At 68.4% G+C, this 23,970-nt stretch carries 23 protein-coding genes and 2 pseudogenes; 10 read left to right on the top strand and 15 right to left on the bottom strand.

Annotated elements, in window-relative coordinates:
* Positions 1 to 335, bottom strand: a pseudogene (locus ON38_RS01425) (septum site-determining protein Ssd); the annotation flags it as partial.
* 308 nt (positions 336 to 643) lie between these two features.
* On the opposite strand from ON38_RS01425, the gene ON38_RS01420 reads away from it, so the two are divergent.
* Positions 644 to 1,531, top strand: coding sequence for an HAD family hydrolase (locus ON38_RS01420; protein ID WP_083872095.1), 888 nt, complete (start codon positions 644 to 646; stop codon positions 1,529 to 1,531).
* Between the two features lie 455 nt (positions 1,532 to 1,986).
* Here ON38_RS01420 and ON38_RS01415 read toward each other — a convergent pair whose 3' ends face one another.
* The 5 genes from ON38_RS01415 to ON38_RS01395 all read right to left on the bottom strand — a co-directional run bounded on the left by ON38_RS01415 (position 1,987) and on the right by ON38_RS01395 (position 8,003).
* Entirely contained in the window at positions 1,987 to 2,733 is a 747-nt protein-coding gene (locus ON38_RS01415) for a Fic family protein (protein WP_039821704.1), read from the bottom strand.
* A 79-nt stretch (positions 2,734 to 2,812) separates the two neighbouring features.
* Entirely contained in the window at positions 2,813 to 4,456 is a 1,644-nt protein-coding gene (locus ON38_RS01410) for a dipeptide ABC transporter ATP-binding protein (protein ID WP_039821702.1), read from the bottom strand.
* 37 nt (positions 4,457 to 4,493) lie between these two features.
* Positions 4,494 to 5,456 carry an ABC transporter permease gene (locus ON38_RS01405; protein WP_039821700.1) on the bottom strand — a complete coding sequence of 321 codons (963 nt, stop codon included), beginning with the start codon at positions 5,454 to 5,456 and terminating at the stop codon, positions 4,494 to 4,496.
* A 14-nt stretch (positions 5,457 to 5,470) separates the two neighbouring features.
* Positions 5,471 to 6,397 (bottom strand): ABC transporter permease, encoded by a 927-nt coding sequence (locus ON38_RS01400; protein WP_039821699.1) that lies wholly within the window; start codon positions 6,395 to 6,397, stop codon positions 5,471 to 5,473.
* Positions 6,398 to 6,437: 40 nt separating this feature from the next.
* The gene (locus ON38_RS01395; RefSeq protein WP_444543705.1) at positions 6,438 to 8,003 is read right to left on the bottom strand and encodes a peptide ABC transporter substrate-binding protein; all 1,566 of its coding nucleotides are present in this window, start codon (positions 8,001 to 8,003) and stop codon (positions 6,438 to 6,440) included.
* Positions 8,004 to 8,314: 311 nt separating this feature from the next.
* Here ON38_RS01395 and acs point away from each other — a divergent pair, with 311 nt between their 5' ends.
* On the top strand, positions 8,315 to 10,270 hold the full coding sequence (acs, locus tag ON38_RS01390) for an acetate--CoA ligase (RefSeq protein WP_083872094.1): 1,956 nt from the start codon (positions 8,315 to 8,317) through the stop codon (positions 10,268 to 10,270).
* A gap of 287 nt (positions 10,271 to 10,557) precedes the next feature.
* Here acs and ON38_RS37310 read toward each other — a convergent pair.
* Positions 10,558 to 10,665 (bottom strand): annotated as a pseudogene (locus tag ON38_RS37310) (hypothetical protein); the annotation flags it as partial.
* Positions 10,666 to 10,824: 159 nt separating this feature from the next.
* Between ON38_RS37310 and nhaA the strand changes: the two are divergent.
* Genes nhaA through ON38_RS01375 form a run of 3 tightly spaced genes read left to right on the top strand, consistent with a single transcriptional unit; the run spans position 10,825 to position 13,595 of the window.
* Entirely contained in the window at positions 10,825 to 12,039 is a 1,215-nt protein-coding gene (gene nhaA / locus ON38_RS01385; protein ID WP_039821696.1) for a Na+/H+ antiporter NhaA, read from the top strand.
* Between the two features lie 37 nt (positions 12,040 to 12,076).
* Positions 12,077 to 12,577 carry a phage holin family protein gene (locus ON38_RS01380; protein ID WP_039821695.1) on the top strand — a complete coding sequence of 167 codons (501 nt, stop codon included), beginning with the start codon at positions 12,077 to 12,079 and terminating at the stop codon, positions 12,575 to 12,577.
* 49 nt (positions 12,578 to 12,626) lie between these two features.
* Positions 12,627 to 13,595 (top strand): alpha/beta fold hydrolase, encoded by a 969-nt coding sequence (locus ON38_RS01375; protein ID WP_051164252.1) that lies wholly within the window; start codon positions 12,627 to 12,629, stop codon positions 13,593 to 13,595.
* Between the two features lie 196 nt (positions 13,596 to 13,791).
* On the opposite strand, the gene ON38_RS01370 is transcribed toward ON38_RS01375, so the two are convergent.
* Genes ON38_RS01370 through nth form a run of 4 tightly spaced genes read right to left on the bottom strand, consistent with a single transcriptional unit; the run spans position 13,792 to position 17,103 of the window.
* Positions 13,792 to 14,985: a MarP family serine protease gene (locus ON38_RS01370; RefSeq protein ID WP_039821694.1), complete on the bottom strand. Its 1,194-nt coding sequence runs from the start codon at positions 14,983 to 14,985 to the stop codon at positions 13,792 to 13,794.
* On the bottom strand, positions 14,982 to 15,686 hold the full coding sequence (locus ON38_RS01365; RefSeq protein ID WP_039821693.1) for an NUDIX hydrolase: 705 nt from the start codon (positions 15,684 to 15,686) through the stop codon (positions 14,982 to 14,984). The genes ON38_RS01370 and ON38_RS01365 overlap by 4 nt, the downstream gene beginning before the upstream one ends.
* Complete coding sequence (locus ON38_RS01360; RefSeq protein WP_051164251.1) at positions 15,683 to 16,336, bottom strand: TlpA family protein disulfide reductase; 654 nt, start codon at positions 16,334 to 16,336, stop codon at positions 15,683 to 15,685. Before ON38_RS01360 ends, ON38_RS01365 begins: the two co-directional genes overlap by 4 nt.
* On the bottom strand, positions 16,333 to 17,103 hold the full coding sequence (nth, locus tag ON38_RS01355) for an endonuclease III (RefSeq protein WP_039821689.1): 771 nt from the start codon (positions 17,101 to 17,103) through the stop codon (positions 16,333 to 16,335). The genes ON38_RS01360 and nth overlap by 4 nt, the downstream gene beginning before the upstream one ends.
* Positions 17,104 to 17,272: 169 nt before the next feature.
* Between nth and ON38_RS01350 the strand changes: the two genes are divergently transcribed.
* Positions 17,273 to 17,512: a hypothetical protein gene (locus ON38_RS01350; protein ID WP_083872092.1), complete on the top strand. Its 240-nt coding sequence runs from the start codon at positions 17,273 to 17,275 to the stop codon at positions 17,510 to 17,512.
* Positions 17,513 to 17,691: 179 nt separating this feature from the next.
* Positions 17,692 to 18,366 (top strand): Crp/Fnr family transcriptional regulator, encoded by a 675-nt coding sequence (locus ON38_RS01345; protein ID WP_039821685.1) that lies wholly within the window; start codon positions 17,692 to 17,694, stop codon positions 18,364 to 18,366.
* Between the two features lie 176 nt (positions 18,367 to 18,542).
* Here ON38_RS01345 and ON38_RS01340 read toward each other — a convergent pair whose 3' ends face one another.
* The 3 genes from ON38_RS01340 to sp36 all read right to left on the bottom strand — a co-directional run bounded on the left by ON38_RS01340 (position 18,543) and on the right by sp36 (position 20,082).
* Positions 18,543 to 19,358, bottom strand: a complete 816-nt coding sequence (locus tag ON38_RS01340) for an MBL fold metallo-hydrolase (protein ID WP_373281178.1) — start codon at positions 19,356 to 19,358, stop codon at positions 18,543 to 18,545.
* Between the two features lie 68 nt (positions 19,359 to 19,426).
* Complete coding sequence (locus ON38_RS01335) at positions 19,427 to 19,912, bottom strand: RidA family protein (RefSeq protein ID WP_039821684.1); 486 nt, start codon at positions 19,910 to 19,912, stop codon at positions 19,427 to 19,429.
* Between the two features lie 5 nt (positions 19,913 to 19,917).
* Entirely contained in the window at positions 19,918 to 20,082 is a 165-nt protein-coding gene (gene sp36, locus ON38_RS35490) for a Sp36 family protein (protein WP_085995322.1), read from the bottom strand.
* A gap of 168 nt (positions 20,083 to 20,250) precedes the next feature.
* Between sp36 and bagA the strand changes: the two genes are divergently transcribed.
* The gene (gene bagA, locus ON38_RS01330) at positions 20,251 to 21,270 is read left to right on the top strand and encodes an ATPase BagA (RefSeq protein WP_039821683.1); all 1,020 of its coding nucleotides are present in this window, start codon (positions 20,251 to 20,253) and stop codon (positions 21,268 to 21,270) included.
* Entirely contained in the window at positions 21,267 to 22,406 is a 1,140-nt protein-coding gene (gene bagB, locus ON38_RS01325; protein WP_039821682.1) for an ATPase BagB, read from the top strand. The genes bagA and bagB overlap by 4 nt, the downstream gene beginning before the upstream one ends.
* A gap of 101 nt (positions 22,407 to 22,507) precedes the next feature.
* Here bagB and ON38_RS01320 read toward each other — a convergent pair whose 3' ends face one another.
* A complete protein-coding gene (locus ON38_RS01320) occupies positions 22,508 to 22,831 on the bottom strand; it encodes a WhiB family transcriptional regulator (protein WP_030524217.1) in 324 nt (107 codons plus the stop codon).
* Positions 22,832 to 23,180: 349 nt separating this feature from the next.
* Here ON38_RS01320 and ON38_RS01315 point away from each other — a divergent pair.
* Positions 23,181 to 23,970, top strand: a 790-nt coding sequence (locus tag ON38_RS01315) for a transglycosylase domain-containing protein (protein ID WP_039821681.1), incomplete at its 3' end; no start/stop codon positions are given.

The raw sequence follows: 23,970 nt of genomic DNA, 5'->3' as shown, positions 1-23,970 counted from the left end.
AGCGCGACCGCGGCGGCCGGGAGGGCGACCACTGCTTCGGCTCCGATCACCGCGGCCGCCTGCCAATCGGCCAAGGCGGGTTCGCCATCGGTGACGGTGACCACTCCGCCGCGCCGCGGGGGCGCCGTGCCCGCGGACGCCACGGCGGCCTCGGTGTCGAGTACTACCAGCGGTGCCGCCGACCAGGGATGCCGGGCGGCGGGCGCCTCGGCTTCGTCGATTCGCCGGCCGGCCGCGGCGGCGACCCGGCGAACTTCCTCGCGTAACCGTTCGTCCCGGATGAGCACCAGCACCGCGGGGGGCTCTCCGGTGGTGGGTGTCGCGTTGTGATCCATGGACCCAGCGTCGCCCGATCGGACCTGCTGGAACCGGTGGCCGCGGCGATTGTGGACAACTCGCGGGCTGTGGACAACTTTTCGAACCGGTGACCGCCCCCTGAATAGAGGACGGCCCCAGCCGGGGGGGGAGGAGGCTGGGGCCGTCGGGGTTCAGCCCCGGGGGGTCGGGCTGAACACGCCTGGAACATGTCCAGGTGCCAGCAATACTACACCCAAGAACGGGCCGGAACGCAAGCCCGACGACAAAGAAGTTCCACAGGTCACCCTCACCTCCCACTCGGGGGGAAAAGCACTGGTCAGCGCGTATGTGGACGCCTAGTGGGCACGACACGCGACGCGCTGTTGCCTATCCTGGAGCGGTGACGGGCTCCGGTGAAACAACACCACATCCCGGCGATCGGCACCGCGAGAACGGCCGCATCGCCGCCTTCTTCGATCTGGACAAGACGGTGATAGCCAGATCGAGCACCTATGTGTTCAGCAAACCGTTCTTCGCTCAGGGGTTGATCAATCGCCGGACCGTACTGCAGAGCAGTTACGCCCACTTCATGTTCCTGCTCTCCGGCGCCGACCACGATCAGATGGAGCGCATGCGGGCTCATCTCACCGATATGGTTGCCGGCTGGGATGCCGCCCAGATCCGCTCGATCGTCGCGGACACGCTGCACGAGCTGGTGGACCCGCTGATCTACGCGGAGGCCGTCGACCTCATCGCCGACCACCGCATCCGCGGCCACGATGTGGTGATCGTCTCCGCCTCGGGGGAGGAAGTGGTGGCCCCGATCGCCGAAGCGCTGGGCGCCACCCATACCGCCGCGACCCGAATGGAGGTCGTGGACGGCAAGTACACCGGGGCGGTCGACTTCTACTGCTACGGCGAAGGAAAGGTCACCGCCATCGAGAAGCTCGCCGCGGCAGAGGGGTACGACCTCTCGCGCTGTTACGCCTATTCCGATTCGGTCACCGATCTGCCGATGCTCACCGCGGTCGGCCACCCCACCGCGGTCAACCCCGACCGCGGTCTGCGCCGCGAGGCCACGAGCCGGGGCTGGCCCGTACTCGTCTTCTCCAACCCGGTCTCGCTGTGGTCACGCTTTCAGGCGCCGTCGAAGACCGTGGCCACCGGACTCGCCGTCGCGGCCAGTGCGCTCATCGCCGGGGCAGTGACCTATCGAATCCTGCGGCGGCGATGAACGCCCTCACGACCTGGACTTATAGCATAAAGCTCCGACAGTTGTCCCCGATTTCCTTTTGTTCTACGAAGTTGCCCCAACCCTTGATGTGAGTGCAGTCACAGTGTAAAAATGGAGGCACGGAAGGAAGGAAGGCCAAGGCGGAGCCGGAAGAGAAGGCTCAGTCTCCCGACCCACCCTTCCCAGCACGGACTCCAGGTACCCACGCGGAGCTCGCCGCGACAAGGGCAGAAGCGTTGTGGGCCTGCGAAATCCGGTCCGTTGCCGGCGATGGCCTCGCATAGCTGCGGGGATGAGCTGCTGCGGAGCCCGGAGGAACGCCGAGGCCGGAGAACACAACCCAAACCAGCACGCATGGTAACCGGGTAGTCCGTGCTCGCGGGCGGTGAGGTCTTACGACCACGCCGCCCGCTTTGACGTGCGGGAGAAGTGCCGCATGAGCGCATGGGCTCCGATCAGCCGGCGGCGGCGTCCGCTATCGATGTCGCTTCCCGCGCGCCGTCCTCGAGCGCACCGCAGCAGAACAGCACCCAGCCACCGACACCCTCGGCGGTCCCGGACCCGAACCCGGCCGCCGCGTCGAGGTAGGCCTGCCGCCGGCGCAGCCAGAAGACCTCGGGTACCCCGAGCGAACGGGGATCGAGCCCACTCGCCACCGTCACCAGCCGGGAGGCGGCCCGCGCGACCAGTCCGTCGGCCGAACCGAACGGTTTCAGGGTCAGCAGCTCACCGTGCACCACAGCAGCGATGACCGGCGCGGGGGCGGAGGTCGTCAGCAAAGTCTGTGCCAGCATGTCCAGGCGTTCGGCGACGCCTCCGTCGGCGCGGGGGCGGCCCAATCCGTTCTGGTCGTCGACGAGGTCGGCGGCCGCCAGCAGATGTAGCCGGGCCAGTGCCTGCAGCGGCGCGCGTTCCCAGATGCCGACCAGGTTGCGCAGCGCGTCGCCGTCGAGTGCCTGCCCCACCCGCAACGCACCCGCCAGGATGGGGTCGGTAATCGTACCGTCGGCCGGCAGCTCCGTGCTGCCGCCTTCCAGCGCCGCCGACGAGCGCGCGGCGCGTACCGAGGCCTCGGCGGCGGTGGTGGCCCAGCCGCGGCGGTTCGCCCGGTGCCGGTGGACCTCGGCCAGCGCGTCGCGGGCCTTGTCGGCAGCGGCCCGGACACCGGGCAGTTCGAGGAGCGGCGCGAGCGGATCGGTCACGGATCAGCACGCTACCGCCGCCGGGTTACGGCTCGGGCGCCGGCCTCGCGGCGAGAACCGCCCGCCGCGGGCAGCGGGTTCAGCCGGTGAGCAGTTCGCGGCCGGGGATGGCATCCAGCAGGCGGCGAGTGTACTCCGCGCCCGGCGAATCGAAGATCTCCCCGGTCGGTGCCGCTTCGACGATCCGGCCCCGGTGCATCACCAGGACTTCATCGGCGAGCTGACGCACCACCGCCAGATCGTGGGTGATGAACAGATAGGTCAGGCCCAGTTCGTCCTGCAGGCGGGTGAACAGGTCGAGGATGTTCTGCTGGACCAGTACGTCGAGCGCCGACACCGCTTCGTCGCAGACCAGCAGTTCCGGTTCCAGGGCCAGGGCGCGCGCGATGGCCACCCGCTGCCGCTGGCCGCCGGACAACTCGTTGGGGTAGCGGGCCAGCACACTGCTCGGCAGCGCGACGTGCTCCAGTAGCTCACGGACCCGGTGCTGCCGTTCGGCGCGGGTGCCGAGCCCATGGGTTCGCAATGGTTCGTCGATACACCGATGGATCGAGTACATGGGATCCAGCGAGGCGTACGGGTTCTGGAAGATCGGCTGTACCCGGCGGCGGAACCGGGTCTGCTCACGACCCCTCAGGCGACCGATGTCCGCACCGTCGAAGACGACCGACCCGGAGCTGGGTTCCAGCAGGCCGAGTACCAACTGCGCGACCGTCGACTTGCCGGACCCGGACTCGCCGACCAGGGCGGTGGTGCGCCCCCGGTGCAGCGTGAACGAGACATCCTCGACAGCAACCGCCTCCCCGGACCGCCACGGCACCGAACCACGGGTCCGATACTTCTTGGTGAGCCGGTCGGCCACCAGAACGGCATCCCGGTCGGCGGCCTCACGAACTCGCTCCGGCCGCCGGGCGGACGCCAGGGACGGCGCCGATTCGACCAGTTTGCGGGTGTACTCGTGCCGCGGATCGCCCAACAGTTCCAGCGCGGGCCCCGATTCCACCACCCGGCCGCGGTACATCACCACCAGATGTTCGGCGCGTTCGGCGGCCAGCCCGAGATCATGCGTGATGAGCAGCAGGGCGGTTCCGAATTCACCGGTGAGGCTGTCGATATGGTCGAGAATACGGCGCTGCACGGTGACGTCGAGGGCGGAAGTGGGTTCGTCGGCGATCAGCAGCTCGGGCCGCCCCGACAACGCCATCGCGATCAGGGCACGCTGCCGCAGGCCGCCGGACAGTTCATGCGGATACTGGTCGACCCGTTGCTCGGGATCCGATATTCCCGCGGAGCGCAGCAGTTCCACCGCCTGGTCCCGGGCGGCGCGGCCCCGGGCGATACCGTTGGCCGCGAGGGTTTCCCGGATCTGGAATCCGATCTTGTGTACCGGATCGAGATTCGACATCGGGTCCTGCGGCACGAATCCTATGCGCGTCCCGCGCAGCTGTACCAAGCGCGATTCGGCAGCACCGGTGAGTTCGGTTCCGTCGAATTCGATACTGCCGCCGACGATCCGGCCGGCGCGCGGGAGCAGTCCGATGATCGCGTGCGCGGTGGTCGACTTACCGGAACCGCTCTCGCCGACGATCGCCACCGTCTCCCCGGCGTACACCGTGAGGTCGATACCGCGTACCGCGTCCACCCGGTCTGCCCCGTCGCCGAACGCGATCCGCAGATCCCGGATCCGCAGCAGCGGGCGCTCTTCCTTCGCATCCTCGCTCATATCTGCTCCCCGCCTCGAGTTCGCTCGCGCGCAGTGATCACTTCGACGCCCGGCCTTTCGGATCCAGGGCGTCGCCGAGTGCGTCACCGAGCATGATGAAACCGAGCACCGTCAGCGCCAGCGCGGTGGCCGGATAGAACAGGATCAGCGAACCGCCGCGCAACTGCTGCTGGCCGGTGGCGATATCGGCGCCCCAGGAGACCTCGGTGGGCGGCAGGCCGACACCCAGGAACGACAGGGTGGCCTCGGTGACGATGAAGACCCCGAGCCAGATCGCGGTCACCACGATCACCGGGCCCAGCGAGTTCGGCAGCACATGCCGGACCAGGATGCCGAGCCGGGAGACACCGAGGGCCCGGGCCGCCAGTACGTATTCGCTGTTCTTCGCGGCGATGACCGCGCCGCGGGCGATCCGTGCCGCCTGCGGCCAGGTGAAACCGGCGAGGGTGACGATCACCAGCCCGACCGTGCGCGTGGTCGACAGCTGCATGAGTACGATGGCGGCGAGCATCAGCGGGACGGCATAGACGATTTCGGAGACCCGAGATATCACCGAATCGAGCAGCCCGCCGTAGTAACCGGCCAGCGCGCCGAGTGTCGCGCCGATCAGTACGAACAACAGGGCCGCCCCGACTCCGACGAGAACCGAAGCCCGCGCCCCGTAGACGGTGCGGGCATAGATATCGCAGCCCTGCAGGTCGAACCCGAACCAGTGTGCCGAACTGGGCGGCAGCAGACTGTTGTCGACCACGCAGTAGCGCGGGTCCTGATCGGTGAACAGCCCTGGGAAGGCCGCGACCACCAGGACCAGCGCAATGAGCGCCATCGAGATCAGGAACAGCGGATTGCGGCGCAGACCGTGCCAGGCCTGCCCCCAGAACCCCCGCGGTGCGCCCGCCACACGCACACGATCGGTGGTTTCGACGGTCACCGCGTCCGCCGCGGCGACCCAGCGCTGCCGGTCGGGCCGGGACGGACGCGCCCGCTTCTCATCGGACATGACCGCACTCCTGTTCAGGCATAGCGAATCCGCGGATCGAGCACGGCGTACAACAGGTCCACCAGCAGGTTGGCGAGCAGGAAAACCACGATCAGGACCGTGACGAACGAGACCACCGTCGGGGCCTCGCCGCGGACGACCGCCTGATAGAGCGTGCCGCCGACGCCCGGAATATTGAAGATGCCCTCGGTGACGATCGCGCCGCCCATCAGCGCGCCCAGATCGGCACCGAGGAAAGTCACCACCGGGATGAGCGAATTGCGCAGGATGTGCACCCGGACCACCCGGCGCCGCGGCAGGCCCTTGGCCGTGGCGGTGCGCACGTAGTCGGCGTCCCGGTTCTCGGCCACGGCGTTGCGGGTCAGCCGAAGGACATAGGCGAACGACAGCGAGCCGAGCACCAGCGCCGGCACGACAAGACGCCCCCAGTTCGCGTCGGCGCCGACGGTGACGGGCGCGATCCCCCATTCGACGCCCAGCAGGTACTGCGCGAGGAAACCGAGCACGAACACCGGCACCGCGATCACCACCAGGCTCAGCACCAGCATGGTCGAGTCGAACAGCTTGCCCCTGCGCAACCCGGCGAGTGTGCCGAACAGGATCCCGAACACCGCCTCGAACACCAGCGCCAGTACCGCCAGCCGGAGGGTGATCGGAAAGGCGCGGGCCAGTTCGTCTTTCACCGAGCGACCGGAGAACGTGGTGCCGAGATCGAAGGTGAAGATGCCTTTCAGATAGTACAGGTACTGCACCAGAAAGGAACGGTCGAGGTGGTAGCGCGCCTTCAGCTGCGCCTCCAGCGCGGGTGTGAGGGTGCGGTCACCGGCCAGTGCGGCGACCGAGCCGCCGGAGATCTTGTAGATCAGGAAGTAGATGAGCAGGGTCGCGCCGAAGAACACCGGGATCATCTGCAGCAGTCGCCGCACTACATACCACGCCATGGGCTCTCCTGCGGTCGGTACGAGGGTTCGCGGGCGACGGTCATATCAGCTCGAGGTTCTCGAAATCGGCCAGGCCGTTCCAGCCGAAGGCGACCCCGCGTACCCGCTCGGAGTACCCCGCCGAATTGACGTAGTCGAAGATCGGGATGGTCGGCATGTCCCGCAGGAGCAGCGTCTGCGCGCGGGCCACCAGCGCCCACGACTCGGCCTCGGTCGGCGCCGCCTCCGCGGCCGCGACGAGTGCGTCGAATTCGGGGTTGTGATAGTCGAAATCGTTGGTTTCGGAGTTGCTCAGGAAACCCGGCTCCAGGAACTGCAGCATGGTCGGATAGTCGCCCTGCCAGCCGGACCGGAACGCTTTGCCGACGGTCCGCGTGGTGATCTGATCGCGCAGTTGTTTGAACGTCGGCAGGGCGGCGCCCACGGCCTCGATACCCAGGGTGTTCTTGATGCTGTTGGCGACCGCGTCCACCCACGCCTGATGGTCGCCGTCGGCGTTGTAGGCGATCTCGAAACGGCCGGACCACGGCGAGATCTCGTCGGCCTTCGCCCACAACCGGCGCGCCTCGCCGGGGTTGTAGTCCAGCACCTGCGCGCCCGGCAGATCACCGTCGTAGCCCGGAAGCACCCGCGAGGTGTAGTCGCGGGCGGGGGCGCGGGTTCCGCGGAAGATCTTGTCGCCGATGGCCTGCCGCTGGATGGCCATCGAGATCGCGTGCCGGCGCAACCGGCCCTCCTCACCGCCGAAATGCGGCAGACCGGGCTGGGTGCCGATCCACTGGTTCTGTGCGGTCGGCGCCGAGACCGCCCGCTCTCCCAGATCGTCGTCCACCACCGTCAGCGCGCTGGAGGGCACCGTATCCAGCACATCGAGGTTGCCGGCCAGGAGGTCGGCGTAGGCGGCGTCGAAGTCCGAATAGAACACGAAGGTCAGACCCTTGTTACGGGCCGGACGTCCGCCCCGGTAGCTCTCGTTGGGCACCAGGTCCAGTTTCACATCGTGCTGCCAGGCGTCCGCGGCCGCGAAGCGGTAGGGCCCGTTACCGATCGGTCGCTGCCCGAACGCCTCCATATCCGTGTACGCGGCCGCGGGCAACGGATAGAACGGGGCGTAGGCCAGCCGGGTCCGGAAGTCGATCGTGGGCTCTTTCAGGGCGACCGTGAAAGTGAGATCGTCGAGCACCCGCAGCCCGGACATTGTCTGTGCCCGGGGCGGGTCGGCCTGCACCTCCTCGAACCCGGCGATCGGCGCGTAGGTGTAGCTCTGCAGCTGCGCGTTGGTGATCAGGGCGCCGAAGTTCCACGCGTCGACGAACGAATGCGCGGTGACCTGGGAACCGTCGGAGAACGTCCAGCCGGGTTTCAATCTGATCCGATAGAACTGCTGATCGGTGGTCTCGATGGATTCGGCGACCTCGTCGTGCAGGCTGCCGTCCGCCGCGATGCGGCGCAGCCCGGCGAACAACCGGTCCACGATGCGCCCGCCGCCGTTCTCGTTGGTGTTCGACGGGACGAGCGGATTCTGCGGTTCGGACCCGTTGACCGCGATCGATGCACCGAGAGCCGGTGTCACCGTGCAGGCCGGCAGTACCGTCGCGCCGACCAGAACCAGTACCAGGGCGGCCGCCCGCAGCACCCACGACGATCCCCTCACACACCCTCCCGGCTCGTCACGACCACGGCCTCGGCACCCCGCAGAGTTGTCAGCAGACTATAGGGCCGGGTGCGCGATCCTGCCGGGTTGGTGAACTCCGGTACCGGCGACCGCGCCGCCGGGCGGCCGTTCGTCGGCTGCCGCCTGCCGCTCACCGGGTACCGGCGACCATTCGTCCCGGGATCACCTCGGCGGCCCGGAGCCAGAGTCTAGGGTCACAGTTGGCCCCTTATGGTGCAGGTAATGCGAAGGAAGTGACTCAGATGACCGAAACCGCCGATCACCCGGACGCCTACCCGCCGAGCGCGGAGTTCGCTGCCGCGGCGAATGTCGACGCCGGTATCTACGAGCGGGCCGCGCAGGACCGCGAAGCGTTCTGGGCCGAGCAGGCCGGCCACCTGCACTGGCACGAGCGGTGGAACCAGGTACTCGACTGGACCGACGCACCCGTCGCGAAATGGTTCGTCGGCGGCCGGCTCAATGTCGCCTACAACTGCGTGGACCGCCATGTGCTGGCGGGGCGCGGCGACAAGGTCGCGCTGCACTGGGAGGGTGAGCCGGGCGATTCCCGCACGATCACCTACTCCGATCTGCTCGCCGAGGTGAGCCGGGCCGCCAACTACCTGACCGAACTCGGGCTGACCGCGGGCGACCGGGTCGCGATATATATGCCGATGATCCCCGAGACCATCGTGGCCATGCTGGCCTGTGCCCGTCTCGGGCTGCCGCATTCGCTGGTCTTCGCCGGTTTCTCCCCGACCGCACTGCGCCAGCGGATCGACGACGCCGAAGCGCGGCTGGTCATCACCGTCGACGGTCAGTGGCGGCGCGGTAATCCCGCGCCACTGAAAGAAGCCGTCGACGAGGCACTGCTCGCCAAGGGCGATGTGCCCTCCAGCGTCGAGCACGTCCTGGTGGTCCGCCGGGTCGGCACCGAGGTCGAATGGACCGAGGGCCGCGACCTGTGGTGGCACGAGACGGTCGCGCAGGCCGACCCGGTACACGAGGCGCAGGCCTTCGACGCCGAACATCCCCTGTTCATCCTGTACACCTCGGGGACCACGGGGAAACCCAAGGGCATCCTGCACACCAGCGGCGGCTACCTCACCCAGACCAGCTACACCCACCGGGTGGTCTTCGACCACAAACCCGAAACCGATGTGTACTGGTGCACCGCCGATGTGGGCTGGGTGACCGGGCACAGCTATATCGTCTACGGCCCGCTGGCCAACGGCGCCACCCAGGTGCTCTACGAGGGCACGCCGAATTTCCCCGACGAGCACCGGCACTGGCAGATCATCGAGAAGTACGGCGTCACGATCTACTACACGGCGCCGACGCTGGTGCGCACCTTCATGAAATGGGGCCGCCAGATCCCCGACGCGCACGATCTGTCCAGCATCCGGGTACTCGGGTCGGTCGGCGAGCCGATCAACCCGGAGGCCTGGCGCTGGTACCGGGACGTGATCGGCTCCGGCACCGCCCCGATCGTGGACACCTGGTGGCAGACCGAAACCGGCGCCATCATGATCTCGCCGCTGCCCGGTATCACCGCGACCAAACCGGGCGCCGCCATGACGCCCGTGCCCGGTGTCTCGGCCGCGGTGGTCGACGAAGAGGGTAAGGCCGTGCGACGCGGGGAGACCGAGGCCAACGGCTACCTGGTCCTGGACCAGCCGTGGCCGTCGATGCTGCGGGGTATCTGGGGCGATATGGAGCGGTACCGGGCCACCTACTGGGACCGTTTCGCCGACCAGGGCTGGTACTTCGCCGGCGACGGCGCCAAACTCGATGTCAACGGCGACCTCTGGGTCCTGGGCCGCGTGGACGATGTGATGAACGTTTCCGGCCACCGCATCTCCACCGCCGAAGTCGAATCGGCGCTGGTCGGGCACTCCGGCGTGGCGGAGGCGGCGGTGGTCGGCGCCAGCGACGAGACGACCGGTCAGGGCATCGTGGCTTTCGTGATCCTCGCCGCCGGGGCCGCCGATACCGGGGCCGCGATGGTCGACGAACTCAAGGCGGAGGTGGCGCGCGAGATCAGCCCGATCGCCCGCCCCCGGGAGATCCACGTGGTGCCCGAACTGCCCAAGACCCGCAGCGGCAAGATCATGCGCCGGTTGCTGCGCGATGTCGCCGAGGGCCGGGAACTCGGCGACACCTCCACCCTGGTCGATCCGCAGGTCTTCGAGGCCATCCGAGCCGGTCGGGCCGACTGACCGGAACCGCTCCGGGCGCCCGCCCACGCGAGCCGCGACCTTCTTCCGTCGGCCGGCTCGCGTGGGCGGACCCGTTTCGCGGGCGCTGCCGGCGACCGTTCGCAGCACAGCAGTCGCCACGCCCCGGCAGTACCGTGAACCTTCCCGGTCGGTCGACGGGGATCACACGCGTTTCCCGCCCTCTCCGCATGGCCGGCGCCCGTCACCGAAGGCGACCGTCGACGCCCGCGATACCGCGACCGGCGAGGCGCGGGGGCCGGCACCCGTTACGACCTACCGTTCGGCTCGAGCTCCGACCTGATCCGGATCCCCGGACCCGGCCCCGGGAACGGCTGCCGCGCCACGATCTCCTCCGGCGGCCCCAGCTCTCGGCCGACCGCCCGGACCTCGGTGCGCGGCGTCGTGCGGACCCCGGCCCCCGGCGTCGGAGGCGGCGCCAATAGAATTGCGGAAGGTGTGCCGGGAAGTCTGGTCGGCGAGATGGGCGCGCGTCTGCGGAAGGAAGCTCTTCCCGGCGGGCGCGGTAGACGTCCGTGCGACCGGAAGGTTTCCCCGTGGTCACCAATCCCCGACTGGAACTCGCCCGCTATCTGCGGACCGAAACCGTCGGTGGCGCACTGTTGCTCGTCGCGGCCGCGGTGGCGTTGCTCTGGGTGAACTCGCCGTGGGGCCAGAGCTATCTCACACTCACCGAAACCCATCTGGCGATCCCGCCACTGCACCTGGACCTCACCCTGGCCGACTGGGTGAAGGACGGGCTGCTCGCGGTCTTCTTCTTCGTGGCCGGTCTCGAACTCAAACGCGAACTCGTCGTGGGCGAACTCGCCGACCTCAAACGCGCCGCGCTCCCGATCATCGCGGCCGCCGGCGGAGTGGTGACGCCGGCGATCATCGCTTTCACGGTGGGCTTCGGGGTCGACGGGATGGACCGCGGCTGGGCGATTCCGGTCGCCACCGATATCGCGTTCGCGCTCGCGGTGCTGGCCATGACCGGTTCCCGGATCCCCGCCGGCGCACGGGTCTTCCTGCTGAGCCTGGCCGTGGTCGACGATCTGATGGCGATCGTGCTCATCGCGGTACTGTTCACGACCGGCTTGGCTTTCACCTGGCTGGCGGTCGCACTGGCCTGTTGCGCGGGCTGGTGGTTCGCGCAGCACAAACGGTGGACCTCCGCACTGATCTATATTCCGCTGGCCCTGGTCTGCTGGTATGCGCTGCACGAAGCCCATATCCATCCGACGCTGGCGGGTGTGGCCTGTGGTCTGCTCACCCGGGTCCGCCCGGACGAGGGTGAGGCCGAAGCCCCCGCAGCCCGCTGGGAGCACCGCTTCCAACCCATTTCGGCCGGGCTGTGCGTGCCGCTGTTCGCGCTCTTCGCGGCCGGGGTACCGATCAACGCGGAGGTTTTCGGCGATCTGTTCACCGACCGGCTGTCGCTGGCGATAATCCTCGGTCTGCTCATCGGCAAGACCACCGGCATCTTCGGGATCAGCTGGCTGGCCGTCCGTACCGGAATCGCCGAACGGCCCGCGCATCTGGGTTATCGGGACATGTTCGCCCTGTCGGTGCTGGGCGCGATCGGGTTCACCGTTAGCCTGCTGGTGGCGGAACTGGCATTGGAGGACTATCCCGATTCCGCCGAACTCGCCAAGGCCGCGGTCCTGGTGACGTCCATGGCCGCATCGCTGGCCGGTTCGGCGCTACTGTTGCGGCGTGGGCGTGTCCACCGAGCACGGCGTGACGCGGATGCGCTAGAACCAGAACAGTAAGACCGAGCAGGATCGGGACAGGGAGAGGGTCGACCACGTGAGTGTCACACAGGGCGGTAACGGAGACGGTGTACGAGGCGGCACGGTCACCTCGATTCCGCTGTCCGAGATCGACCCGCACGCATCGGCCAGTTTCGGCAGCCTGGTCCGCGACGCCTCCGAGCAGGTCTCGACCCTGGTCCGCGCCGAGGTGGCCCTGGCCAAGGCCGAGGTGACCGGTGAGATCAAGAAGGGCCTGCAGGGCAGCGTCTTCTTCATCGGCGCGCTGACCGTGCTGCTGTTCAGCAGTTTCTTCTTCTTCTTCGCCGTGGCCGAGACGCTGGACATCTGGCTCACCCGGTGGGCCGCGTTCTGGATCGTCTTCGCGATCATGATCCTGGTGACCGCGCTGCTGGCGTTCCTCGGCTACCGCAAGGTGAAGAAGCTGCGCGCGCCGGAGAAGACCATCGATTCGCTCAAGCAGACCCGCACGGTCCTGCCCTCCGGGTTCGGCAGCCACGACGAACCCAGCGCGCTGGCGAAGACCACGCAGCGGTAGGCGGGACCGGCACACGGCGACGCCCCGGCGTTCACTACGCTCGGACGGCGTGGCGTCGAACTTTCCACCGGACCCGTCCAGCGTGCGCTTCGGCGGCCCCTGGACGCACCGCGATGTGCACGCCAACGGAATACGGCTGCATATCGCGAGCGCCGGACCGGAGCATCCGGAGGCGCCGCTGGTCGTCCTCCTGCACGGGTTCGCGGACTTCTGGTGGTCGTGGCGCCATCAGCTCACCGCGCTGGCCGAACTCGGTAATCATGTGGTCGCGGTCGACCTGCGCGGTTACGGCGACAGCGACAAACCGCCGCGCGGCTACGACGGCTGGACCCTGGCCGGTGATATCGCCGGGCTGATCCGCGCCCTCGGGCACACCGGCGCGACCCTGGTGGGACATGCCGACGGGGGCCTGGTCTGCTGGGCGACCGCGGTGCTGCACCCGCGGCTGGTCCGGTCGATCGCCGTGGTGTCCTCGCCGCATCCGGCGGCCCTGAAGAGTTCGGTGCTGCGGGACCACGCCCAGCGCCGAGCGTGGTTACCGGAGTTCCTGCGCGACCAGCTCCCCCGCTACCCCGAACACCGGCTCACCCGCGACGACGGTGCCGGTGCGGTGCGGATCCTGGCCGACCGCGGCGCGCGATCCTGGGCGCGTACCGCGGAATTCGCCGACAGCGCGAACCGGATGCGTTCGGCCATCCGGATTCCCGGGGCGGCGCACTGCGGGCTGGAATACCGGCGCTGGGCCTTCCGCAGCCAGTGGCGCGCCGACGGCCGCCGGTTCATGGCCGTGATGCGTCGGCCGATCGATATCCCGGTGCTCTCCCTGCGCGGCGAGTTCGACCGCTACATCCTGCCCGCCACCGTGCACCGCGGCCCGCAACTGTCGCCGCGCCGCCGAGTGGTCACCATCCGGGACGCCGCGCATTTCGCGCACCAGGAGAACCCGGACGCCGTGACCGCGGAGATCGCGAAACTACTCGCCGGCACGGACCGGCGAAGACCGGGCAGCCCTGGCTGAAGGCGCGGCCCGGCAGTGCACGGCCGCAACCGGACGCACAGCAGAGCGTAATGAGCGCGGCAGGCGACCGTCGGGACCTGCACACGGCGGAGCGTGATCGGGCATGCCGGATGGGCGCAGTCGGGCGGGGCCCATCGCACGCCGGCGCAGCCGGGCGACCGGAACTCGGGCGGCGGCAGGGCGCCCGGCCCGGCTGTCAGCTCAGTACGCAGGGACCGGTGTCCACCGGCGAACTCGCCGAGGGCGCGATATCGATCCGCTCCCGGACCTCGTCGAGGGTGAGCACATAACCGGTGTCGTCGTCGGTGACGGCGGCGCCGAACACCACCCCCAGCACCTGGCCCTCGGTATCGACCAGTGGGCCACCCGAATTCCCGGCCCGCACCGAGCCGCGCACGGTGTACACCTCGCGCTCCACCGTGCCGTCCCGGTAGATGGTGGGGCCGGTCAGATCCAGGGTCTCGCGCACCCGGGCCGCGCTCGCCGTGTACCGGCCGCCGCCCGGATAGCCGAGCACGATAGCGCTCTCACCCGAGCTCGCCGGTTCCGGCGCCTGCGGGATCACCGGCGCGACCAGCCCGGGCACCGACAGCACGGCGATATCCATGGACGGATCGAATTCGACCACGGTGGCATCCAGCGGACCGGCCGCGGAATCCACCGTCACGCTGGTGGTTCCGGCCACCACGTGCGCGTTGGTCATCACCCGCTCCGGCGCCACCACGAAACCTGAACCTTCCAGCGCCCGCTGGCAGCTCGGCGCCACCCCGCGGATACGCAGCACACTCTGCTGCAGGGAACCGGCCACCGGACTGGCCAGCACGCTGGGATCCGGCGGTTCCACCGCGGCGATGGGCGCGCGTCCGAACGGGCCGATCACATCCGGCAGGCCCGAGGTGTTGAGCAGCTTGGAGAACTCGTTGGGCAACTGGCGCAACCAGTCCGGGGCGACCCGGTTCACGTCGGCGAGGACGCGGGAGCTGTTGATGGCCGATGCGATGGCGGGCTGCGAGGAGGTCGCCAGCGGGAGGGCCAGCAGCCAGGCCGTCACCAGCACCGCGCCGGTCTGCAGCACCGCGCCCACCACACTGTCGGCGCCGCGCGCGAACGGGTGGGTCATCCCGCTGCGCGCCGCCCGGCCCAGCACCATGCCGGCAACTTCACCGACGATCACCAGCAGCACGATGAGCAGGACACCGGCCAGTACCCGGCTGCGGCCCTCGTCGATGTGCACGAGAATGTGCGGGGCGATCAGGATGCCGGCGACCGCGCCGAGCACGACCCCGAGAAAAGCCAGTGCGGACGCCACCGCGCCCTGCCGCCACCCGGAGGAGGCGGCCAGGAGCGCCAATATGACAACCGCGATATCGAGCCACGCCGAGGAGCTCACAACACCATCCCCACCGCGGCCAAGGCCTCTTCCAGATCACGCACGTCGGTTCGGTCCCATTCCGATTCCCAGCCCAGTGAAGTCACAAGTCCGGCCAGTATGCCGCCGGTGAGCCCCCAGACCAACATTCCGTCCACCTGGAAGGCCGGACTCCGGTACCCGAGCGCGCTGCGCACCAGGAACCGATTGGCCGGATCGAGGAGTTCCGCCATCGGTACCCGCACCACCCGATCGGTCTCCGCCCGGTCCATCACCCGAACCTCGCTCGGGGTCCGCCAATAGGAGACGACCGGTGTCACGTCGAACCGCGACGGCGGGACGAACAGTTTGGGCAGCGTGGTGATCGGCTGCACGCCGGTCCGGTCCAGGCCGGTTTCCTCCCATGCCTCCCGCAGCGCGGTGTCGACCGGACCGTCGTCGCCGGGGTCCACGGCGCCACCGGGAAAGGCCACCTGCCCGCGGTGCTGCCGCATGGTGGACGCCCGCTGGGTGAGCAGGACTTCGGCGTCGGCGGGCAGCCCACCGGGCGCGTCCGGGTCGCCGGCCGGATCTCCCGCGAAGAGCACCAGCACCGCGGCCTCGCGAACCTTGCCCGCCACTGCGCGCCGCAGGGTCCGTGTCCGGCCCAGGGTGTCCGAGAAATCGGGCCGGCCCGGCCCGGCCGCCCCGCTCAGCCAGGGCGGCACATGTTCTTCGCTCATACGGTGACTCCCAGTGCGCCGGCCACGCTGGCGGCGATATCGTCCGCGTCGCGGAACGGGCGCGCGACATAGTCCGCGATCGAACCGTCCGGGCGGACCAGAACGGTGATCGGCAGGGCCGTCGGGGCCTTCGCGGCGGCGCGGACCCGGGCGTCGGGATCCTGTAGGCCCGGCAGGTGCAGCTCGGCGCGCCCCTGCGCCCGCAGCTCGTCGTTCAGCGCGGCGAGCAGCGCGAGCGCCTTGGCCTCGTCCGGGTCACTGTGCACCGTGACCACCTGCACCTCGCCACCCGCCCGGTCGGCGTACTCCTGGAAAAGCGGCAGCTCGGTACGGCAGGGCTGACACCAGTACGCCCACAGGTTGAGCACGAGGGGCCGGTCGGTGAGGCGGCCCGGGTATGCCGGCGCGGCGTCGGCGAGGCAGCTCAACGCCAGATCCGTCAGCGGGCCCGCCGCCTGCTCCGGGGCCGGGGCGGCGGGGCACGGCGCGGCCCCCGACGCGGCCCGCAGCTCGGGGTCGATCGCGCGGGTGGGCTCGGTCGACGGGCCGGCATTCTCCGAACCACCGCGCGGCCAGAAAGCGACAGCCACCGCCAAGGCCACGATTACCGCCGTCAATGCCCATTTCCAGAAAACCGGTACTCGGCTCACCGGCCCACCAGTTCGAGCAGATGCGGCGCCTCGGGTCCCTTCACGAGCTTGGCCGCGGCTTCCGGATCGGTGGGCCCGGCCCCGAACGAGGGGCAGTCCTTGGCCAGCAGGCATACACCGCACGCCGGTTTGCGGGAATGACAGACGCGGCGTCCGTGGAAGATCACCCGGTGCGACAGCATCGTCCACTCCTTGCGCTCGATCAGCGCGCCGATCGCGTGTTCGACTTTTACCGGGTCCTCCTCGGCCGTCCACCCCCAGCGACGCACCAACCGGCCGAAATGCGTATCGACGGTGATACCCGGAATTCCGAATGCGTTACCCAGAATCACATTGGCGGTTTTCCGGCCGATGCCGGGTAAACGAACCAGTTCCGCCATCGTGTGAGGTAATTCACCGTCATGGTGTTCGAGAAGTGCCTGCCCGAGCCCGATGAGTGAATTCGCCTTGTTGCGGTAGAAACCGGTGGGACGGATGAGTTCTTCCAGCTCCGCACGGTTGGCCTCGGCATAGGCCCGGGCGTCGGGATAGGCGGCGAACAGCGCCGGAGTGGTCATATTCACTCGCACATCCGTGCATTGCGCGGACAGGATCGTGGCCACCGCGAGTTCCAGCGGAGTACCGAAATCCAACTCGCAATGAGCGTCGGGAAATGCACGCGCCAGAAGCCGGTTCATCCGGCGGGCGCGACGCACCAGACCCAAACGTGTTTCCGCCGGTCGGGTACTGGATTTACGGGTGCGCGCCCCGCCGGTGGCCGGACGCACGACAGCCGCCTCGGCAGTGCCGGAAATGTCGCTTCCGACGGTTTCTGAGGGGGAGGTACGCACCCGTCCACCATACGGAACCGTCCGACAACGTTGTCTTCTCAGTTCTACTCCCGTATTCCATCTGAGACCTCGACAGTGTTAACTACCCGGCATGCAAGGACTCGCTGTGGTGCTCTTCCCAGTGGTGTTGATGCTGTTCGCACTCGGCATGGAACGGGTGGAGAACCGTCTGCGCAAACTTCTCGAGCCCGACGAGGAAGTCCAGGCCTACCTGGACAAGGCCAGCAACGCCGAGGTCAACGAGCTGACGAAGCTCGGCCTACCGGCGGCGGTCGCGCGTATGCGCCGCCGCCGTAATCGCAACGAGGAGGCGCGCGAGACCCTCGACATCGCCCGTGCGAGCTGATCGGCATCGCCCGTACGGGCCGGTTCGTGCGGGCGCGGTATCGCCCCCGACTCGCCCACGGTTAACCTTCCTTACGTGGTGTCTGTCACTGCGCGTCGATAAGGCCGCGTAGACTGCACTGTCGGCCGAACCGCACGGTCCGCCCGACGACTACAGCCATTTCCCTAAGGAGCACATTCGTGGACGAGGCCCTCGCCAGAGCAGGCATCTTCCAAGGCGTTGAGCCCACCGCGGTGGCTGCGCTCGCCAAACAGCTGCAGCCCGTGGATTTCCCTCGCGGCCACGTCATCTTCAACGAGGGCGAACCGGGTGATCGGCTGTACATCATCACGTCCGGCAAGGTGAAGCTGGGCCGCCGGTCCCCGGACGGCCGGGAGAACCTGCTGACCATCATGGGCCCGTCGGATATGTTCGGCGAGCTGTCCATCTTCGATCCCGGGCCGCGTACCTCCACCGCCACCACGGTGACCGAGGTCCGGGCGGTGACCATGGACCGGGACGCGCTCAAGGCGTGGATCGATCAGCGTCCCGAGATCGCCGAACAGCTGCTGCGGGTGCTCGCCCGCCGGTTGCGGCGCACCAACAACAACCTGGCGGATCTGATCTTCACCGACGTCCCCGGCCGGGTCGCCAAGGCGCTGCTGCAGCTCGCACAGCGGTTCGGCACCCAGGAAGCCGGCGCGCTGCGGGTGACCCACGACCTGACCCAGGAGGAGATCGCCCAGCTCGTCGGCGCCTCCCGTGAGACGGTCAACAAGGCGCTCGCCGATTTCGCGCATCGCGGCTGGCTGCGGCTGGAGGGCAAGAGCGTGCTGATCTCCGATTCCGAGCGGCTGGCCCGCCGGGCCCGCTGATACGGCGGCTCGATAGACCCGCCCGGGCGTCCGACCGGATCGCGGAGGCGGATACTGCTCCCGCATCACCGACCGATATCAGGCGCGCCCGGCATTTCCGGCGCTGTTACGCATAACGGGCGGCGCTCCGAGAAAACCATCCCTCGGAGCGCCGCCCGTTACCGAATACGCTCGACTCAGTTCTGCGCGTCCCGCTCCGACCGCAGATACGTGAGCTGCGATTCCACCGAACTGCGGGCGGCCGGCCACAGGCTCTCGTCGACATCGGAATACACCTTGCGCACCACATCCATGGCGTCCGCGTCGGCACCGAGTTCTTCCAGTGCCGTGCGGACCTGCGCGAGACGTTCGTGCCGATGCGCGATGTAGTACCGCGCCACCGGTTCCACATCCGGATGATCCGGGCCGTGCGCGGGCAACAGGGCCCGTCCCGCGGCGGCTTCGAGCAGCCGGTCCATCGACTGTAGATAGTCCCGCAGCGTGCCGTCGCGATCCAGCACAGTCGTACCGCGGCCGAGAATGGTGTCCCCGCTCAGGACCGCGTCCGCCAGCAGAAAACTCACCGAATCGGCCGTATGCCCGGGAGTGTGCAGCACGGTGATCCGCAGACCCGCGGCCTCGACCACCTCACCGTCGGTCAGCGCCGCGACCTCGCCACGCAGGAACTCCGGGTCCATGGCCCGGACCGGTGTCCCGGTCAGACGCACCAACTCGTCGATACCGCCGGTGTGGTCGGGATGCCGATGGGTGATCAGGGTGAGCGCCACCGCGCCGCCGGTCGCCTCGGCGATCGCCGCGATATGTGCCGGGTCGTCGGGGCCCGGGTCCACCACCACGCAGTCCGCGCGATCCGGTGATCGCAGGATCCAGGTGTTCGTGCCGTCCAGGGTCATCGGTCCCGGATTGTTCGCGAGCAGCACCGACGCCGACGGCGTCACCACGCGCAGTTGCCCGTAGGCCGGATGGGTGAGTGTCACCACAACACCTCCAATTCGAAAGTCGCCCGTTCGAATCTATGGGCTTCGCGGCGTGACTGCCGAACCGGGAGCGTCCGGCCCGCTCAGCGCACCTCGGCGATGAGTTCGACCTCCACCGGGGTGTTCTTCGGCAATTCGAAGACCCCGACCGCCGAGCGCGCGTGCGCGCCCGCGGATCCGAACACCTCACCGAGGAACTCCGAAGCGCCGTTGATCACCAGCGGCTGATCGGTGAAACCCGGTGCCGAGGCGACGAAACCGACCACCTTCACGATCCGCACGACCTCGTCGAGGCCGACCAGATCGTGCACGGCGGCCAGCGCGTTCACCGCGCACCAGCGGGCCGCGGTCACCGCCTCGTCGAGCGAGACCTCGGCGCCCACCTTCCCGACCGCCGACAGTTCACCCGCCACGAACGGCAGCTGCCCGGAGGTGTAGACGTGGTTGCCGGTACGTATCGCGGGCACGTACGCGGCCACCGGAGCCACCACGGGAGGCACCGTCAGGCCGAGCCGGTCGAGGTTGGCCCGCCATTCGGTCGCGGGCCGGTTCGCTTCGGATTCCGCCATGGCGCTTACTGCTTCGGCCGCTTGAGGTAGGCGACGTGCTGCTCACCGGTCGGCCCGGGCAGCACTGTCACCAACTCCCAGCCGTCGGCGCCCCACTGATCCAGGATCTGTTTGGTCGCATGCGTCAGCAGCGGCACGGTCGCGTATTCCCACTGGGTCACATCGCTCATGCGCACGGAGCCTACTGGGTGCCGCCGGCGAGACCCACGCCGCGATCGCGGGTCCGGCGATAGAGGGGCGGCCCCGGTGTCTGGTACACCACATCCGCGCAAATCGGAGTATGCGGGCATCCGCCCGATGCGAGTTATAGGCTCGCGACCGTGGCAGAACCAACGACGATGTCGGAATCGGCCGAACCGGGCCTGAAGACGGGGTGGCCCGACAGCGCGACGAACGCCCGCCTGCACTACGTATCCGGTAAAGGCGGCACCGGTAAGTCCACGGTGTCCGCGGCCCTGGCACTGGCGTTGGCCGCCGGGGGCCGGCGGGTGCTGCTGGTCGAGGTGGAGAACCGCCAGTCGATCGCCCAGCTGTTCGACCTGCCGCCGCTGCCGCCCACCGAAACCAAGATCGCCACCGCCGACGGCGGCGGCGAAGTGGTGGCCCTGGCGCTCGATATCGAGCACGCGTTCCTGGAATACCTCGATATGTTCTACAACCTCGGTTTCGCCGGCCGGGCGATGCGCCGGATGGGCGCCATAGATTTCGTCACCACCATCGCGCCGGGCCTGCGCGACGTCATCCTCACCGGCAAGATCAAGGAATGCGTGGTCCGATCCGATGGATCCGGTCGTTCCGTCTACGACGAGGTGGTCGTCGACGCGCCGCCGACCGGCCGGATCGCCGGCTTCCTCGATGTCACCCAGGCCATGGCCGAACTCGCCAAGGGCGGCCCGATCGCCGCCCAGGCCGACGGAGTATCCAAACTGCTGCATTCGGACCAGACGGTGATCCACCTGGTGACGCTGCTCGAGGCGCTGCCGGTACAGGAAACCCTCGACGCCATCGCCGAACTGCGCGGAAACGATCTGCGCATCGGCAGCGTGATCGTCAACCGCGCCGCACACAGCCCGCTCAGCCCACCGATGCGGGCGACCGCGACAGCCGGTGAACTCGACGCCGATGCCGTACGCGCCGGACTGGAGTCCGCCGGGATCACCCTGTCCGCCGCCGACTTCGCGGGCCTGCTCACCGAGACAGTCGAGCATTCGGCCACTCTCGGCGCCCAGGACACCAGCGCGGCCGAACTCCTCGATCTGGAGGTCGCCCGGCTGCTGCTGCCCGCCCTCCCCAACGGTATGGACCTGGGCGGTCTCTACGAACTGGCCGCCCATCTGAGCGAGCAGGGAGTCCGATGAGCACGCGACCGGCCGGTCCGGCCCCCCTCGATATCTCGACCATCCTCGCCGACCCGACGGCTCGCGTGGTGGTGTGCTGCGGTTCCGGCGGCGTCGGAAAGACCACCACGGCGGCGGCGATCGCATTGCGCGCGGCCGAACAGGGTCGCAAGGTCGTGGTCCTCACGATCGACCCGGCCCGCCGGCTGGCCCAGTCGCTCGGTGTCGCCGATCTGGACAACAGTCCGCAGCGGGTCGAACTCGGGCCCGAGGCCAAGGGCGAATTGCACGCCATGATGTTGAACATGCGGCGCACCTTCGACGAGATGGTGCTGGAGCACACCACGGCCGAGAAGGCCGAACAGATTTTCGCCAACCCCTTCTATCAGGCGGTGGCCTCCTCCTTCGGCGGTACCCAGGAGTACATGGCGATGGAGAAACTCGGCCAGCTCGCCGGACGCCGGGAATGGGATCTGATCGTCGTGGACACCCCGCCTTCGCGCAACGCCCTGGACTTCCTCGACGCCCCCAAGCGGCTGGGCACCTTCCTGGAGGGCCGGATGATCCGGGTCATCATGGCGCCGGGGCGGGGCGTCGGACGGTTCGTCACGGGCGCGATGAGCCTGGCCGTACGTGGCGTATCGACCATCGTGGGCGGCCAGATGCTCAAGGACGCCTCGAATTTCCTGCAATCGCTGGAATCGCTGTTCGGCGGCTTCCAGGAGCGGGCCAACCGCACCTTCGCCATGCTGGCCAAGCCCGGTACCCACTTCCTGGTGGTCGCCGCGCCGGAACCCGACGCGCTGCGCGAGGCGTCGTTCTTCGTGGACCGGCTGTCCACCGAACAGATGCCACTGGCCGGGCTGGTCCTCAATCGGACCCATCCGGTGCTGTGCTCACTGCCCTCGGATCACGCTCTCACCGCCGCCGACAGACTCGATGATTCGGATCCGCTCTCGGCGGGGGTGCTGCGCGTCCACGCGCAGCGGGTAGCCACCGCGCGGCGCGAACAACACCTGCTGCACCGGTTCACCGGCGCGCATCCGCGGGTGCCCATCGTCTCGGTCACCGCGCTGCCGTTCGACGTGACCGATCTGGCGGCGCTGCGGGCGGTCGGGGCCCAATTGGCCGGGAAGCAGACTGCCGCAGACAGCTGAACCGCTCGGCCTCGGCTCTGCTCACCCGGCCCGACCGGGCAAACCGCCGGGCACCCGAAAACTCGAGTGCCCGGCGGTCGGTAGTCCAATAGGGATTTGATTTACATAGCCACCTGGTGCTGGCGCTGCGCGTGGAAGAAGTCGGACCACGAGGTCACCTCGGGGTGCTGTTTGAGCAGCGCTCGCCGCTGACGCTCGGTCATACCACCCCACACCCCGAACTCGACCCTGTTGTCCAGAGCGTCGGCTCCACATTCCATCAGGACCGGGCAGTGCCGGCAGATCGTCGCCGCCTTGCGCTGGGCGGCGCCGCGTACGAAGAGTTGGTCGGGATCCACTTCCTTGCATCGGGCCTGGGCCACCCAGGCGATCCTTGCTTCGGCCTGCTCTACGTCCAATCGAGCGACGGGGGTTGTCATGTGCATTTGGTGTGCCCCTTTGCCAGTCCGAACACCGGGTCACGGCGCTCCGGAATCGCGTCCACTACGCAGCAGCCCGAACCCCGCTGCGAAGTGCACCACATTCCACATTGAGTGTTAGCTCTATCACACTGAGCTCTCAATCTAGGTAAAGGTATGCCGATTGCGCAAGACCGAGTGATGACTTTTTGGTACGTCCGTGCCTGCGGCCCTACGGGCGCCACGCGCCCGCCGACCCGTAAACGCACGTCAAGCGCCCTCCGCGATACTCCCCGCTCAATACACTGATCAGCGAAGACAACACCCGGCGTCCACACTTCACGAACCCCGAACGGTGACCCTCTACGCTGGTGCTGTGCCGATCACACGTGCGCTCCTCAAGCTGGCGGGCAGCTGTGTACTCGCCTCCGTGCTCGTAGCCGGATTGTTGTTCCCGGTCGCCGGAGGTTTCGGATTCGTCTCGAATCGCGCCGCCGACGCCGTCGACAACGTGTCCGCGGAACTGGTCGAGGGAACCGTCCCCGCCGTGTCCACCATGGTGGACGCGGCCGGCAATCCCATCGCCTGGCTCTACGAGCAGCGCCGGTTCGAAGTGCCCAGCGACCAGATCTCCAACGATATGAAGCTGGCCATCGTCTCCATCGAGGACAAGCGCTTCGCCGACCACCACGGCGTCGACTGGCAGGGCACCATCCGCGCCTTCCTGACCAACACCAGCAGCGGCGAGGTCCAGCAGGGCGCCTCGACCATCGACCAGCAGTACGTCAAGAACTTCAACCTGCTCGTGGTCGCCAAGACCGATGCCGAGCGCCGGGCCGCCATCGAGACCACGCCCGCGCGCAAGATCCGCGAGATCCGCATGGCGCTCACCCTGGACAAGGAACTCACCAAGGACGAGGTCCTCACCCGCTACCTGAACCTGGTCCCGTTCGGTAATTCCTCCTACGGCATCCAGGACGCCGCCCAGACCTACTTCGGCATCGACGCCAAGGACCTGAACATCGCCCAGTCGGCGATGCTGGCCGGAATGGTGCAGTCCAGCTCCAAGCTGAACCCCTACACCAACCCCGAGGGGGTCACCGCGCGCCGCAACACCGTGCTGGACACCCTGATGCAGAACATTCCGAGCCGGGCCGCGGAGTTCC

This window comes from Nocardia testacea NBRC 100365 (genome assembly GCF_000308775.1).
Lineage (GTDB): Bacteria > Actinomycetota > Actinomycetes > Mycobacteriales > Mycobacteriaceae > Nocardia > Nocardia testacea.
The sequence above is the reverse complement of the archived record's forward strand: the minus strand, read 5'-3'. Positions and strand labels throughout refer to the sequence as shown.